General features: G+C 52.3%; 16 protein-coding genes and 1 tRNA gene. 12 read left to right on the top strand and 5 right to left on the bottom strand.

Going from position 1 to position 14414, the window contains the following annotated elements:
* Positions 1–70 precede the first annotated feature (70 nt).
* The gene (locus tag HV243_RS16680; RefSeq protein ID WP_053388811.1) at positions 71–631 is read left to right on the top strand and encodes a TetR/AcrR family transcriptional regulator; all 561 of its coding nucleotides are present in this window, start codon (positions 71–73) and stop codon (positions 629–631) included.
* Here the strand turns inward: HV243_RS16680 and HV243_RS16675 are convergent.
* Together HV243_RS16675 and HV243_RS16670 are read right to left on the bottom strand one after the other, a co-directional pair.
* Positions 618–1415, bottom strand: coding sequence for an SDR family oxidoreductase (locus tag HV243_RS16675; RefSeq protein WP_053388812.1), 798 nt, complete (start codon positions 1413–1415; stop codon positions 618–620). The genes HV243_RS16680 and HV243_RS16675 overlap by 14 nt on opposite strands.
* A 269-nt stretch (positions 1416–1684) precedes the next feature.
* Positions 1685–3370 (bottom strand): aspartate:alanine antiporter, encoded by a 1686-nt coding sequence (locus tag HV243_RS16670; RefSeq protein WP_016152406.1) that lies wholly within the window; start codon positions 3368–3370, stop codon positions 1685–1687.
* A gap of 269 nt (positions 3371–3639) precedes the next feature.
* Between HV243_RS16670 and HV243_RS16665 the strand changes: the two genes are divergently transcribed.
* Positions 3640–4020 carry an inner membrane protein YbjM gene (locus HV243_RS16665; protein ID WP_016152407.1) on the top strand — a complete coding sequence of 127 codons (381 nt, stop codon included), beginning with the start codon at positions 3640–3642 and terminating at the stop codon, positions 4018–4020.
* Positions 4021–4054: 34 nt separating this feature from the next.
* Here the strand turns inward: HV243_RS16665 and HV243_RS16660 are convergent, their stop codons facing one another.
* Positions 4055–4318, bottom strand: a complete 264-nt coding sequence (locus tag HV243_RS16660) for a GrxA family glutaredoxin (protein WP_016152408.1) — start codon at positions 4316–4318, stop codon at positions 4055–4057.
* Between the two features lie 172 nt (positions 4319–4490).
* Here HV243_RS16660 and HV243_RS16655 point away from each other — a divergent pair, with 172 nt between their 5' ends.
* The 10 genes from HV243_RS16655 to rlmC all read left to right on the top strand — a co-directional run bounded on the left by HV243_RS16655 (position 4491) and on the right by rlmC (position 13356).
* Entirely contained in the window at positions 4491–4781 is a 291-nt protein-coding gene (locus HV243_RS16655) for a YbjC family protein (RefSeq protein WP_019076379.1), read from the top strand.
* Entirely contained in the window at positions 4765–5487 is a 723-nt protein-coding gene (nfsA, locus tag HV243_RS16650) for a nitroreductase NfsA (protein ID WP_053388813.1), read from the top strand. Before HV243_RS16655 ends, nfsA begins: the two co-directional genes overlap by 17 nt.
* Before the next feature lie 59 nt (positions 5488–5546).
* The gene (rimK, locus tag HV243_RS16645) at positions 5547–6449 is read left to right on the top strand and encodes a 30S ribosomal protein S6--L-glutamate ligase (protein ID WP_016152412.1); all 903 of its coding nucleotides are present in this window, start codon (positions 5547–5549) and stop codon (positions 6447–6449) included.
* A gap of 90 nt (positions 6450–6539) precedes the next feature.
* The gene (locus HV243_RS16640; protein ID WP_016152413.1) at positions 6540–7016 is read left to right on the top strand and encodes a YbjN domain-containing protein; all 477 of its coding nucleotides are present in this window, start codon (positions 6540–6542) and stop codon (positions 7014–7016) included.
* Between the two features lie 433 nt (positions 7017–7449).
* Positions 7450–8562 carry a spermidine/putrescine ABC transporter substrate-binding protein PotF gene (gene potF, locus HV243_RS16635; RefSeq protein WP_016152414.1) on the top strand — a complete coding sequence of 371 codons (1113 nt, stop codon included), beginning with the start codon at positions 7450–7452 and terminating at the stop codon, positions 8560–8562.
* A gap of 138 nt (positions 8563–8700) precedes the next feature.
* Positions 8701–9834 carry a putrescine ABC transporter ATP-binding subunit PotG gene (potG, locus tag HV243_RS16630; protein WP_016152415.1) on the top strand — a complete coding sequence of 378 codons (1134 nt, stop codon included), beginning with the start codon at positions 8701–8703 and terminating at the stop codon, positions 9832–9834.
* A gap of 9 nt (positions 9835–9843) precedes the next feature.
* Complete coding sequence (potH, locus tag HV243_RS16625; protein WP_016152416.1) at positions 9844–10797, top strand: putrescine ABC transporter permease PotH; 954 nt, start codon at positions 9844–9846, stop codon at positions 10795–10797.
* Positions 10794–11639 (top strand): putrescine ABC transporter permease PotI, encoded by an 846-nt coding sequence (potI, locus tag HV243_RS16620; protein WP_016152417.1) that lies wholly within the window; start codon positions 10794–10796, stop codon positions 11637–11639. The genes potH and potI overlap by 4 nt, the downstream gene beginning before the upstream one ends.
* A gap of 59 nt (positions 11640–11698) precedes the next feature.
* Positions 11699–12187 carry a YbjO family protein gene (locus HV243_RS16615; protein WP_016152418.1) on the top strand — a complete coding sequence of 163 codons (489 nt, stop codon included), beginning with the start codon at positions 11699–11701 and terminating at the stop codon, positions 12185–12187.
* 41 nt (positions 12188–12228) lie between these two features.
* A complete protein-coding gene (gene rlmC, locus HV243_RS16610; RefSeq protein ID WP_016156100.1) occupies positions 12229–13356 on the top strand; it encodes a 23S rRNA (uracil(747)-C(5))-methyltransferase RlmC in 1128 nt (375 codons plus the stop codon).
* Between the two features lie 141 nt (positions 13357–13497).
* Here the strand turns inward: rlmC and HV243_RS16605 are convergent.
* Positions 13498–13585, bottom strand: a tRNA-Ser gene (locus HV243_RS16605).
* Positions 13586–13734: 149 nt separating this feature from the next.
* Positions 13735–14412 (bottom strand): isochorismatase family protein, encoded by a 678-nt coding sequence (locus HV243_RS16600; RefSeq protein WP_016156101.1) that lies wholly within the window; start codon positions 14410–14412, stop codon positions 13735–13737.
* Positions 14413–14414 lie beyond the last annotated feature (2 nt).

The following is a 14414-nucleotide window of genomic DNA, read 5'->3' as shown; positions in this document are numbered from 1 at the left end:
AAAAGAGGAAAGAAGACAACCTTAGCAAGGTTGTGTACATTTGTACACAAATGCAAGAAGAGGTAATGCAGTGCGACGTGCGAACGATCCGCAGCGGCGGGAAAAAATAGTTCAGGCGACTCTGGATGCGGTAATAGCCCATGGTATTCATGCGGTTACACATCGGAAGATTGCGACAATTGCTCAGGTACCCTTGGGTTCTATGACCTATTACTTTTCGGGAATTGATGAGCTTTTAATGGAGGCGTTTGACCGTTTTACTGACAGGATGATGCTGCAGTATCAGGCTTTTTTTGCCGACGTTGCGGATGCGTCGCAGGCTTGCCATGCGATTACCGATATGATTTACAGCTCCCAGGTCACGACACCCGATAACATGGAACTCATGTATCAGCTGTATGCATTCGCCAGCCGTAAACCGGCATTAAAAACGGTGATGCAAAACTGGATGTTACGCAGCCAACAAACGCTGGAGCAGTGGTTTGCTCCGGTTACGGCGCGGGCGCTGGATGCGTTTATTGAAGGGATGACGCTGCATTTTGTCACGGACAAAAAACCGCTGCGGCGAGAAGATATCTTGCTGATGGTGGAGCGTATTGCGGGGTTGCCCGCGACGGTCAGCCGTGCGTAGCGCCGCCGGTAATATTCACCACCGTTGCGGTGATTGCTCCGGCATGGTCTGAAGCCAGAAAGGTCATTACCTCAGCGATTTGTGCAAGCGTAGGCAGGCGCCCAAGCATGGTACTTTGCGCCGCACCTCCTAACCATTGTGCAACGGTTATACCCATTGACTGCGCTTTAGCGGTAAAAATCTCCCCGGTATAGGAACCGGCCTGAACGGCATCCACAATCGCATGCGAGCGCACGCCGACGACCCGAATATTCGCCGGCCCCAGTTCGCTGGCGAGCGCTTTAAGAAAGGCCTCTGTTCCCGCACAGCCGACGATGTGTCCCAGATGTCCAGGCATCGCCATCGGGGCCGCTGGCGCAACAACGGTGAGAATGACGCCCGCACGATTGCCGCCCATGTGTGGTGTTATGGCTTTTGCGATATTGAACTGCGCCGAGAGGAAAGGGGTGATACCGCTCATAAACTCAGAAAGGGATAACGCCTCGATGCGTTTGCCCTGTTCATGCATAAAGCCGGTTGCGTTAACCACCACATCTATTCCACCGGTTTGCTGCGCAAGGTGAGTAACTTGTTTTGAGGTGCCGTATTCGTCGAGTACATCGGTGACAAAGGTTTCGACGGCACCGCCCGCGGTTCGAATACTACTGGCCACCCAATCCAGCTTTTCCTGACTGCGCGCGCCCAGATACACATGAGCGCCTTCACGCGCCATAGCATGCGCAACTGCACTGCCTATAGCGCCGCTGCCTCCGAAGATTACCGCGACTTTGCCTGCGAGTAACATAGCACCCCTCATTACCATTTAGCTCTGACTAAAAGTATGTGTCATAACCGGGATGCTGCAAATGTGAGAGAGAGTTTTGGGGGAGGGAGTCAGCGATCGCAAAATTCAGGCAACAAAAAACCCATCAACCTTGAACCAAAACGGCGGGGTTGATGGGCTCCACAAATTGGGGACATCAAAGAAAAGCAGTGGCAATAGTTATGACTGACGTCTTGAAGAAAAGTTCTGCTTACCTGCAAAAAATTTTCGTTTAAGAGTAAATTTCAGCGCTAACCAAGCCCAGGCCAGACAATGACGATGAGTGTCCCCGCTAATGTCAGCAGTACGTTGGCAATTGCGTAGGTCCCGGCATAGCCTAATGCGGGGATGTTGCTGCGTGCCGTATCGCTGATGATTTCCATTGCCGGAGCGCAGGTACGCGCGCCCATCATGGCGCCAAAAAGCAGGGCGCGGTTCATGCGCAATACGTAAGCACCGAATAAGAAACAGATGACAACCGGCACCAGGCTGACAACCAGGCCGGCAATCAGCATTTGCCCACCCACGGCGCCAAGGCCATTGCCAATGCCGCTGCCCGCGCTTAAACCGACGCCTGCCATAAATACCATCAGGCCAAACTCTTTGACCATGTTCAGCGCCCCCTGTGGGATATAGCCAAACGTTGGATGGTTGGCACGCAGGAAGCCCAGCATGATCCCAGCGAACAGCAGTCCAGCCGCATTCCCGATGCCGAAGCTGAAATTACTGAACTGGAAGGTGATCATCCCGATCATCAGACCGATGATAAAGAAGGCGCAGAAGGCCAGCAGATCGGTCACCTGACTGTGAATGGAAATGAAGCCGATACGATCGGCAATGGTTTTGACGCGGCGAGCATCCCCACTGACCTGCAGCACGTCGCCTTTATTAAGCACGACGTTGTCATCGATAGGCATTTCAATCTGGCTACGGATCACGCGGTTGAGAAAACAGCCGTGATCGGTCAGCTTCAACTGGGCCAGGCGGCGGCCAACGGCATTGTGATTTTTCACCACAATCTCTTCAGTGACGATGCGCATATCGAGCAGATCGCGATCGAACACCTCTTTACCATTACGGAAGCTGGGATCGAGGCGGGCATGCGCATCCGGATAACCCACCAGGGCTATCTCATCGCCCATTTGCAGTACCGCGTCGCCATCCGGGTTGGCCAGGATGCCGTTGCGACGGATGCGTTCAATGTAACAACCGGTCTGGCGATAGATACCCAGCTCGCGCAGATTTTTGCCATCGGCCCATGCCACCAGTTCCGGGCCAACGCGATAGGCACGAATTACCGGCAGATAAACCTTACGGTTGGCATCAGTGTCCAAACCTCGTTCACGTGCGATTTGTTGGGCGCTGGTTTGCAGATCCTGATGCTGAAGTTTCGGCAGGTAGCGCGCGCCAACAATCAGACTGACCAAACCAATCAAATAGGTGAGCGCATAACCGAGGCTCAGGTTATCGAGGGCGGTTGAAAGCGATGTCCCCGACATTCCGGAATGGCGCAAGGTGTCACCCGCGCCGACCAGCACCGGCGTTGAGGTCATCGAGCCGGCCAGCATACCTGCCGTCAGGCCGATGTCCCAGCCAAATAGCTTACCCAGCCCCAGGGCGATCAGCATGGCGCTGCCGACCATCACCAGAGCAAGCATTAGATAATTTTTCCCATCGCGAAAAAAAATCGAAAAAAAGTTGGGACCGGCTTCGACGCCGACACAAAAAATAAACAGCATAAAGCCGAGATTTAATGCATCGGTGTTAATACTAAAGTGCTGTTGACCTAATAATAGGGACACCACTAAAACGCCAATGGAATTACCGAGTTGGACTGAACCCAGACGTAATTTACCCAGACACAGGCCCAGTGCCAGGACCACAAATAATAACAGGATGTAATTCCCATTTAACAAATCTGCGACGTTTATATTCACGGAGACTAACTTCTTGTTTACTAGTAAGCTATTGAAAGAAATGGCAATTTACGCTAATGTTTTTGCCAGAAATTAAGGGGCGACAGCTTCGTACACAGCCCCAAATAATGCAGCATAACAATATATGCGGTTAGTTTAATCTCATTACGTATCAACGGCTATAAGAATCGTGTGAGTGTGTTTTTGGCATGGAATGCCTGGTTACTTTATCTGACTGGACGCCTGCGGGCGAAAAGAGTGTTCGATAGAGAATGTGTCAGGAGGAACAATTGAAACATAAGCAAAGTTGGGCGGGTGCGGTCTGCTGCTTTGTGCTCTTTATTGTGGTGTGTCTTTCATTAACGCTGAACGTGAAAGGGGCATTCAGAGCGGCAGGGCATCCTGAGGTCGGATTGTTGTTTTTTATCCTGCCTGGTGCTGCAGCAAGCTTTTTCTCCCATCGTCGGGAGGTGCTCAAACCCCTTCTTGGTGCCATGTTGGCAGCGCCGTGCTGTCTGTTACTGATGCGGTTCGTTTTTATGCCGACGCGTTCATTGTGGCAAGAGCTGGCGTGGTTGTTTAGTGCGGTGTTTTGGTGCGCGCTTGGCGCATTGTGTTTTTTGTTTATCAGCAACTTGTTCAATCAGCATCATCGACGGAAAAAGAACTGAAGACGCCCTCCAGCGGAGGGCGTAGAAACGGCTTTCAGGCGAACAGATTCATGTTCTCTTTTGCCCACGCTTCAAAATCCGTGCAGCCGCCGATGTGTTTTTGATCAACAAAAATCTGCGGAACGGTTTCAACTGGCTTACCTACCGTCTTTTCCAGATCGGCTTTCGTAATACCTTCGGCATGGATATCAATGTAGCGGAAGTTAAAATCGTCATGCTCATTGCTTAATTTTTCTGCTAATTCTTTTGCGCGCACGCAATACGGGCACCCTGGACGACCAAAAATAACGGCAAACATCTCTCTCTCCTCGAACTTATCAGGCCGGATGGCAATACTTGTTATGATGCCGCGATTTGTGACGGATGAAAAGCAGGTTCAGCCTGTTGCTTTGATATCCTCAAGCTATAACTGTTAAACACGACAAGCCGGAACGTTTTATAATGAAAGCCATTTCGCCGGGAGGCCGCTTATGCGCGCAATTGGTGCATTACCCAAAAGCGTATTGATGCTGGAAATAATCGGGATGGTTTTGTTATCGCTGGCGCTGCTATCGCTTAACGATTACCTCACTTTACCCGCACCGCTTGGCAGTCCGTTAGCCTGCGTGGTGATGATATTTCTGGGCGTGCTGCTGATGCTTCCCGCCGCGGTGGTATTAACGTGGCGTATTGCTCAACTGGTTGCGCCGCAGCTGATGTCACGAACCCCCGGTGATTCTTCACGTTCAGACAGAGAAAAAAGAGATGACGCCAACCATTGATTTACTTCGTAGCCACCGTTCCATTCGCCATTTCACCGATGATGCCATTTCGGATGCGCAGCGGGAGGCGATTATTGCCGCCGCTCAGGGGACCTCAAGCTCCAGTTTTTTACAATGCACAACCATCGTTCGCATAACGGATAACGCCCTGCGCGAATCACTGGCTACTTTATCCGGCGGACAAAAACATGTGGCGCAGGCCGCCGAGTTCTGGGTGTTTTGCGCTGACTTTAATCGCCATTTGCAGATTTGCCCTGACGCGCAACTCGGGCTGGCGGAACAACTGCTACTGGGCGTTGTTGATACCGCGATGATGGCGCAAAATGCGCTGACGGCGGCAGAGTCTTTGGGGCTTGGCGGCGTGTTTATTGGCGGTCTGCGAAATAACATTGAGCCGGTCACTGAACTGCTGAAGCTTCCGCAACATGTTCTGCCGTTATTTGGGCTATGCCTCGGCTGGCCTGCTGATAACCCGGATATCAAGCCGCGACTGCCAGCGCCGCTTGTGGTGCACGAAAATCAGTATCAGCCACTCAACAAAGACGTTTTGTCGCAATATGATGAGCAGCTCGCGCAGTACTATCTGACCCGCGGGAGCAATACGCGCCGTGACACCTGGAGCGACCATATTCGCCGCACCATCATTAAAGAAAGTCGTCCCTTTATCCTGGAATATTTGCATAAACAGGGATGGGCTACGCGCTAAAGATTTTAACGCAGTGTATGATACGCCAGCTTTTACCAGGTCATTCAGAGAGGTGCAGGGTGAAAATTGCCATTTTGTCCCGGGACGGAACGCTCTATTCTTGTAAGCGCCTGCGTGAAGCGGCGATGCAGCGTGGTCACCTGGTTGAAATTATCGATCCCCTTTCTTGCTATATGAACATCAGCCCGGCGGCGTCCTCTATTCATTACAAGGGCCGCCAGCTTCCTCATTTCGATGCAGTGATCCCAAGGATTGGTTCAGCGATTACCTTTTACGGTACCGCGGCGTTGCGCCAGTTTGAGATGCTGGGTAGCTATCCGCTGAATGAGTCGGTAGCGATTACGCGTGCGCGCGATAAGCTGCGTTCGCTGCAGCTGCTGGCGCGTCAGGGAATCGATTTACCCATCACCGGGATTGCTCACTCTCCGGACGATACCAGCGACATGATTGACATGGTTGGCGGCGCGCCACTGGTGGTGAAACTGGTTGAAGGTACGCAGGGGATCGGCGTGGTACTGGCGGAAACGCGCCAGGCCGCAGAAAGCGTGGTGGATGCCTTTCGTGGGTTGAATGCTCATATTCTGGTTCAGGAATATATCAAAGAAGCGAAAGGGCGAGATATTCGCTGTTTCGTGGTGGGTGACGAGGTGGTGGCCGCCATTGAGCGCCGGGCCAAAGAAGGTGATTTTCGTTCTAATCTCCATCGCGGTGGGGTTGCCACTATTGCGAATATCACGCCGCGCGAAAGGGAAATTGCGCTCAAAGCCGCTCAGACAATGGGTCTGGACGTTGCTGGCGTTGATATTCTGCGTGCTGAACGTGGGCCGCTGGTCATGGAGGTCAACGCTTCTCCTGGCCTGGAAGGGGTGGAGAAAACTACCGGAATAGACATTGCCGGCAAGATGATCCAGTGGATTGAGCGTCACGCTACGCCTGAATTTTGCCTTAAAATCGGCGGCTAAGCACAATATCGATTGCGATCGTAGTATGACACGCTCTTTTTGCGTAAGCTGTGCCGGTATTTTTTTCATCAATAGAGGTCGCACATTATTATGACATCACTGGTCGTTCCCACTCTGGATACGTTGCGTCAATGGCTCGACGACCTGGGCATGAGTTTTTTTGAATGCGATACCTGTCAGGCGCTGCATTTACCGCACATGCAGAATTTTGACGGCATCTTTGATGCAAAAGTTGATTTGGTCGATAACGTCATTCTGTTTTCCGCGATGGCAGAAGTCAGACCTTCTGCACTACTGCCGCTGGCCGCCGATCTGTCTGCGATTAACGCCAGTTCACTGACGGTGAAAGCCTTTCTGGATATGCAGGATGATAATCTGCCAAAGCTGGTGGTCTGCCAGTCTTTATCCGTTATCCCGGGCGTGACGTTTGAGCAGTTCGAATATTTTGTTCGCCAGAGTGAAGAGCAAATATCGATGGTGATCCTCGAGGCCGGTGCGCATCAGCTGTTATTTAACGCTGAAGAAGATGCGCAAAACAGCAACGCCGAAGTTCATTTCCTCCATTAATTCTTCCTGAATCTGGACATATATTGCGCAGCCGCTGCCAAAGCGGTTGCGTATTGCCTGTTTTTATTCTGCATTTAACCGTTCATTAAAGAATTATTCACCTCCATTCAGCGCCTTCCGCTGTATGTCATAGACAATTCATGCATAAAAAATTGATAAAAGACGTTTTTTAATCTGGGCTATATCCACAAATCCTGGCTAAAGTTATTCTTGCGAAGCTTATCAACGTCATCATTCAAACAGCCCCTTGTGGCCTGACCTGTGGCCACAATGCATATTGAATGCATGGGCGGATAACAGCGCGCAATAGCGGCGTGAGGAGAGGCCTCTCTTTTCATAGGTGCCGCTTGAAAGAATATGCACGTTTCTTGCATATCATTAGAGTGTGACATTTTTGTTCGTTTGTTAACGAACTTTCAGAAGGAAAGAGATTATGACCGCCTTAAATAAACGATGGTTACCAGGCCTGGTTGCGGGTGCTCTGATGGCCATCTCTGCTGGCACGCTCGCTGCTGAACAAAAAACGCTGCATATTTATAACTGGTCTGATTATATTGCCCCAGATACGGTGGCTAATTTTGAAAAAGAGACCGGAATTAAAGTTATTTATGACGTATTTGATTCCAATGAAGTGCTGGAAGGTAAGCTCATGGCTGGCAGTACCGGCTTTGACCTTGTCGTTCCATCCGCCAGTTTCCTTGAGCGTCAACTGACCGCGGGCGTCTTCCAGCCGCTGGATAAGAGCAAATTGCCTGGCTGGAAAAACCTCGATCCTGAATTGCTGAAGCTGGTGGGTAAACACGATCCGGACAACAAGTTTGCGATGCCGTATATGTGGGCAACAACCGGTATTGGCTATAACGTGGATAAAGTGAAAGCGGTACTGGGGCCAGATGCGCCGGTTAATAGCTGGGATTTGATCCTCAAGCCAGAAAATTTGGAAAAACTCAAAAGCTGCGGCGTCTCTTTCCTCGACGCGCCCGAAGAAGTGTTTGCCACCGTGCTGAATTATTTGGGTAAAGATCCAAACAGTACCAAAGCGGATGATTACACCGGACCGGCAACCGATCTGCTGTTGAAACTGCGCCCAAATATTCGCTACTTCCACTCCTCGCAGTACATTAACGACCTGGCAAACGGTGATACCTGCGTGGCGATTGGCTGGGCCGGGGATGTATGGCAGGCGGCAAACCGGGCGAAAGAAGCGAAAAATGGCGTCAATATTTCCTTCTCAATTCCTAAGGAAGGTGCGATGGCCTTCTTTGATGTGTTCGCGATGCCAGCCGATGCGAAAAACAAAGACGAAGCCTATCAGTTCCTCAACTACCTGCTGCGCCCTGATGTAATTGCGCATATTTCTGACCACGTGTTCTATGCCAATGCCAACAAAGAAGCGACAGCACTGGTCAGCCAGGACGTTCGCGACAACCCGGGCATTTACCCGCCAGCGGATGTTCGCGCCAAGCTGTTCACGCTGAAAGTACAGGATCCGAAGATCGACCGTGTACGTACTCGCGCCTGGACGAAGGTAAAAAGCGGGAAATAACCCGATGTACGGGACGTGACCCGGCAGGATTTACGCCTGCCGGGCAGTGTTGATCCCGGACACATATAACCCGGCAATACGCACCACCGTGGTGCGTTATTTGCACCGTTTCTTTGTTTTATGCCGGAGAGCGCCTAATTGAATGATGCAACCCCACGCCCACAAGCGAAAATCCGCAAGGCGCTGACCCCGCTGCTTGAAATTCGCAACCTGACCAAGTCCTTTGACGGTCAGCACGCCGTTGATGACGTCAATCTTACTATCTACAAAGGTGAAATATTTGCTCTGCTCGGTGCGTCCGGCTGCGGTAAATCGACCCTGTTGCGGATGCTGGCGGGATTTGAACAGCCAACAACCGGGCAAATTATGCTTGATGGCGTCGATTTAGCGCATGTCCCGCCTTATCTGCGTCCGATTAATATGATGTTTCAGTCCTATGCACTGTTTCCGCACATGACGGTAGAGCAGAACATTGCCTTTGGCCTCAAGCAGGACAAGCTGCCAAAGGCTGAAATCGCCAGCCGGGTGAGTGAGATGCTAGGACTCGTGCATATGCAGGAGTTCGCCAAACGTAAGCCGCATCAGCTTTCTGGCGGTCAGCGTCAGCGCGTGGCGTTGGCGCGTAGCCTGGCGAAACGCCCGAAGCTGCTGCTGCTGGATGAACCGATGGGGGCGCTGGATAAAAAGCTCCGTGACCGCATGCAACTGGAAGTGGTGGATATCCTTGAACGTGTCGGCGTGACCTGCGTGATGGTGACGCACGATCAGGAAGAAGCCATGACGATGGCGGGCCGCATTGCGATCATGAACCGTGGCAAATTTGTCCAGATCGGCGAGCCTGAAGAGATCTACGAGCATCCGACTACGCGTTACAGTGCAGAATTTATCGGTTCGGTTAACGTCTTTGAGGGGCTGCTGAAAGAACGTCAGGAAGATGGTCTGGTTATTGAGTCTCCAGGACTGGTACATCCGCTGAAAGTGGACGCAGACGCTTCCGTTGTCGATAACGTCCCGGTGTATGTTGCGCTGCGCCCGGAAAAAATCATGCTCTGCGAAGCCCCTCCACCAGAGGGATATAACTTCGCGGTAGGCGAAGTGGTGCACATTGCCTATCTGGGTGATTTGTCGGTGTACCACGTACGTTTGAAAAGCGGCCAGATGCTGAGCGCTCAGCTACAAAATGAACATCGTTATCGCAAGGGATTACCCACCTGGGGTGACGAAGTCCGTTTATGTTGGGATGCGGACAGCTGTGTGGTGTTGACGGTTTAAGGAGCGAAGATGAGTACACTTGAACCTCCGGCGCGCGTGGATAACGTGGGGCGTTTCACGCTGTTTATGTCGCGGCTGCAAATGAAGCACGGGCGCAAGCTGGTCATCGCGCTGCCGTATGTGTGGCTGATGCTCCTGTTTCTGCTGCCGTTTCTGATCGTCTTCAAAATCAGTTTGGCTGAAATGGCGCGGGCTATTCCGCCGTATACCGACCTCATTTCATGGGCTGACGATCAGTTATCTATCACCCTCAATTTAGGCAATTTCCTGCAACTGACGGACGATCCGCTCTATTTTGATGCGTATCTGCAATCTTTGCAGGTAGCGGGGATTTCGACTGTCTGTTGCCTGCTGTTGGGATATCCGCTGGCATGGGCGGTCGCGCACAGCAAACCCTCGACACGCAATATTCTGTTGCTGCTGGTGATCCTGCCGTCCTGGACGTCATTTTTGATTCGTGTATACGCCTGGATGGGGATCCTGAAAAATAACGGTGTCCTGAACAACGTTCTGATGTGGCTGGGCGTTATCGACCAACCGTTGACGATTCTGCACACCAATCTGGCGGTCTATATCGGTATTGTTTACGCCTATTTGCCCTTTATGGTGCTGCCGATTTATACCGCGCTGACGCGTATTGATTACTCGCTGGTGGAAGCTGCACTGGATTTAGGCGCCCGACCGTTGAAAACCTTCTTTAGCGTGATCGTGCCGTTGACCAAGGGCGGGATTATCGCCGGGTCAATGCTGGTGTTTATCCCGGCGGTTGGGGAGTTTGTGATCCCGGAACTGCTGGGCGGCCCGGACAGCATCATGATTGGGCGTGTGCTTTGGCAGGAGTTTTTCAATAACCGTGACTGGCCGGTGGCTTCTGCCGTCGCCATTATTATGCTGCTGTTACTGATTGTGCCGATCATGTGGTTTCATAAATATCAGCAAAAAAGCGTGGGGGAACACGGATGAATAACTTACCGGTCGTTCGCTCGCCGTGGCGTATTTTTATCCTGGTACTGGGTTTTACCTTCCTGTACGCGCCGATGCTGATGTTGGTTATCTATTCGTTTAACAGCTCCAAGCTGGTGACGGTCTGGGCGGGGTGGTCAACGCGTTGGTATGGTGAGCTTTTCCACGATAGCGCGATGATAAGCGCCGTGGGCATGAGCTTAACGATTGCCGCCTGTGCTGCGACGATGGCGGCAATTCTCGGTACCATCGCCGCCGTGGTGATGGTGCGCTTTGGTCGTTTTCGTGGATCAAATGGTTTCGCCTTTATGATCACCGCACCGCTGGTGATGCCGGATGTCATTACCGGTTTGTCGCTGCTGCTGCTGTTTGTGGCTTTGGCGCACGCCATCGGCTGGCCAGCGGATCGCGGTATGTTGACCATCTGGCTGGCGCACGTCACATTCTGTACAGCGTACGTGGCGGTAGTGATTTCCTCGCGTTTACGCGAACTGGATCACTCCATTGAGGAAGCGGCGATGGATCTAGGCGCCACGCCGCTGAAGGTCTTTTTCGTCATCACGCTGCCGATGATTATGCCGGCGGTGATCTCAGGGTGGTTACTGGCCTTTACGCTGTCGCTTGATGACCTGGTCATTGCCAGTTTTGTCTCTGGTCCTGGCGCCACAACGTTACCCATGCTGGTGTTCTCCAGCGTACGTATGGGGGTCAATCCGGAGATCAACGCGCTGGCGACGTTGATACTTGGCGTGGTAGGAATTATCGGATTTATCGCGTGGTATCTGATGGCGCGAACAGAAAAACAACGGATTCGCGATATCCAACGTGCAAGACGCGGCTGAAAAAACTAAAATCTGCCAACCTGTCTATACGGCGCAGCTGCGGTGGCTGCGCCGTTTTCATGGAAGACGACGCGTTGGGATTTTTTAAGAAATCATCCACATCACATGCCCGTTTAAACGTCCCTACTTTAGTGCAGGTGGCGGCGCTGGCTATTATCATGATCCGCTGTCTCGATCTGTTGATGATTTTTAATACGCTTGGGTTTCGCGGAACCAGCGAGTTTATTCATCGCAGCGTCCAGACCTGGAATTTGACGCTGGTGTTTCTGGGTAGCCTGGTGCTGCTGTTTATCGAAATTTACTGCGCATTTTCGCTGGTTAAAGGTCGGAACTGGGCACGCTGGGTCTATCTACTGACCCAGATTATCGCCAGCGTCTATCTGTGGGCGGCCTCATTGGGCTATGGATATCCGGAACTGTTCAGTATTGCGGGAGAGTCCAGACGTGAAATCCTGCATACGCTGGTAATGCAAAAATTACCGGATATGCTGGTGTTGCTACTGCTGTTTGTTCCTGCGTCCAGCAGGCGGTTCTTCCGCTTGCAATAACGTGTATAATCTTCGCCCCCTGTTAATTTTTAGGTTTTTGTATGCAGTGCGCACTTTATGACGCCGAACGCTGCCGCTCTTGTCAGTGGATAACGCAGCCTGTCGCCGATCAACTCTTCGCCAAAACAGCCGATCTGCAGAATCTGCTGGCCGCTTATCCGGTCGGAGAATGGTGCGCGCCGGTCAGCGGCCCGGAGAGCGCTTTTCGTAATAAAGCCAAAATGGTGGTCAGCGGCAGCGTGGAAAAACCGCTGCTGGGGATGTTGCATCGTGACGGTACGCCGGAGGATTTGTGCGAGTGTCCGCTCTATCCTGAGTCTTTTGCGCCGGTGTTTGCCGCACTTAAACCGTTTATCGCCCGTGCGGGGTTGACACCCTATAACGTGGCGCGCAAACGCGGGGAGCTGAAATATCTGCTGTTAACGGAAAGCCGGTTTGATGGCGGTATGATGCTGCGTTTTGTTCTGCGCTCCGATGCGAAACTGGCACAACTGCGTACGGCGCTGCCATGGTTACAGGCGCAGCTTCCGCAGTTAAAAGTGATCACCGCCAATATTCAACCTGTGCATATGGCGATTATGGAAGGGGAGAGCGAAATCTTCCTGACGGAACAACAGGCGCTGGCTGAACGCTTTAACGATGTGCCATTGTGGATACGCCCACAGAGCTTCTTCCAGACCAACCCAGTCGTGGCTGGGCATTTATATGCCACGGCGCGCGACTGGGTTCGTCAGCTTCCGGTTAATCACATGTGGGATCTGTTTTGCGGCGTCGGGGGTTTTGGTTTGCACTGCGCCACGCCGCAGATGAAACTGACGGGTATTGAAATTGCGCCAGAGGCCATTACCTGCGCGAAACAGTCGGCGCAGGAGCTTGGGTTGCAGAATCTGCATTTTCAGGCGCTGGATTCGACCCAGTTTGCTACCGCGCAGGGAGAAGTGCCGGACCTGGTGCTGGTGAATCCGCCTCGTCGGGGGATTGGGAAGCCGCTGTGCGATTTTCTCTCCCGCATGGCGCCGCGTTTTATCGTTTACTCCAGCTGTAATGCACAAACCATGGCGAAGGATATCCGCGAGTTGCCTGGATATCGCATTGAACGCGTCCAACTTTTTGATATGTTCCCACATACCGCGCATTACGAAGTGTTAACACTGCTCAGCCGACAATAACCGACATGCCTGATGGCGCTACGCTTATCAGGCTACGCAGAGATGTTGAAATGTAGGCCGGATAAGGCGCATGCGCTGCATCCGGCAAATGCAACATGCGAAAAAAAAGCCCGTACTTGCGTACGAGCTCTTTCTCGAATATGGCGGTGAGGGGGGGATTCGAACCCCCGATACGTTGCCGTATACACACTTTCCAGGCGTGCTCCTTCAGCCACTCGGACACCTCACCATATTGTATTGCTGCCTGACCGCTTGGGGGGCAACGGGGCGCTACTATAGGGAGTTGCGCTAAAACGGTCAAGCAGAATTTACGTGTTAACTCTCGTTTGGTTACGCAATGTACATATTCCTCCGCCCGGACAGGCGCGGAGAATATGATTAGCGCTGCGAGTCCAGTTTTTCGCCGTTGGTCACGACTTCCTGGGCCTTGCTATAGCTCTCGATCAGCAACTGATAAGCCGGGAAGATTTTGGTATACACTTCCGCCCATTCAGCGGCATCTTCACGGTTCCATGTCCCCTGAATTTCAGAAGCGACGGCGGCGGTATCCATCGGTATCACGCCAGCCTGAACAACACGTGCCAGGGTGATTTCCTGCGCCATTTTGCTGTAAGTACCGGAAGCGTCGATCACTGCGAAGACCTTGTAGCCCTCTGCAACCGCGCTGATGGCCGGGAAAGCCATGCACACGCTGGTGATCGTACCGGCGATAATCAGCGTCTTACGACCCGTTGCTTTGACCGCTTTCACGAAGTCTTCGTTATCCCAGGCGTTGATTTCGCCTTTACGTGCTACGTATTGAGCATGTGGCGCATTGGCATGGATCTCTGGGATCAACGGGCCGTTAGGCCCCTGCGGTACCGATGCCGTGGTAATTACCGGCATCTTCGCCAGGGTTGCGATTTTAGCCAGCGCGGCGGCACGCGCACGCAGTTCCGGCATTGGCATATCGCCGACGGTCTGGAACAGCCCACTCTGATGATCGATAAGCAGCATGACGGAATCATTCACATCGATGACCGGACGTGAACCATTAAAGTTTGCAGGACTGGACATAT

The organism is Citrobacter sp. RHBSTW-00599 (genome assembly GCF_013784065.1).
Lineage (GTDB): Bacteria > Pseudomonadota > Gammaproteobacteria > Enterobacterales > Enterobacteriaceae > Citrobacter > Citrobacter braakii.
Note: the sequence above shows the minus strand (reverse complement) of the source record. Positions and strands in the feature narration are given on the sequence as shown.

What these genes read in the sequence shown, in the direction of transcription:
- HV243_RS16675 (WP_053388812.1), bottom strand. Translation starts at nt 1,415, where the DNA reads ATGTTACTCGCAGGCAAAGTCGCGGTAATCTTCGGAGGCAGCGGCGCT.
- HV243_RS16660 (WP_016152408.1), bottom strand. Translation starts at nt 4,318, where the DNA reads ATGTTTGCCGTTATTTTTGGTCGTCCAGGGTGCCCGTATTGCGTGCGC.
- HV243_RS16655 (WP_019076379.1), top strand. Translation starts at nt 4,491, where the DNA reads ATGCGCGCAATTGGTGCATTACCCAAAAGCGTATTGATGCTGGAAATA.
- nfsA (WP_053388813.1), top strand. Translation starts at nt 4,765, where the DNA reads ATGACGCCAACCATTGATTTACTTCGTAGCCACCGTTCCATTCGCCAT.
- HV243_RS16640 (WP_016152413.1), top strand. Translation starts at nt 6,540, where the DNA reads ATGACATCACTGGTCGTTCCCACTCTGGATACGTTGCGTCAATGGCTC.
- potF (WP_016152414.1), top strand. Translation starts at nt 7,450, where the DNA reads ATGACCGCCTTAAATAAACGATGGTTACCAGGCCTGGTTGCGGGTGCT.
- potH (WP_016152416.1), top strand. Translation starts at nt 9,844, where the DNA reads ATGAGTACACTTGAACCTCCGGCGCGCGTGGATAACGTGGGGCGTTTC.
- potI (WP_016152417.1), top strand. Translation starts at nt 10,794, where the DNA reads ATGAATAACTTACCGGTCGTTCGCTCGCCGTGGCGTATTTTTATCCTG.
- HV243_RS16615 (WP_016152418.1), top strand. Translation starts at nt 11,699, where the DNA reads ATGGAAGACGACGCGTTGGGATTTTTTAAGAAATCATCCACATCACAT.
- rlmC (WP_016156100.1), top strand. Translation starts at nt 12,229, where the DNA reads ATGCAGTGCGCACTTTATGACGCCGAACGCTGCCGCTCTTGTCAGTGG.
- HV243_RS16600 (WP_016156101.1), bottom strand. Translation starts at nt 14,412, where the DNA reads ATGTCCAGTCCTGCAAACTTTAATGGTTCACGTCCGGTCATCGATGTG.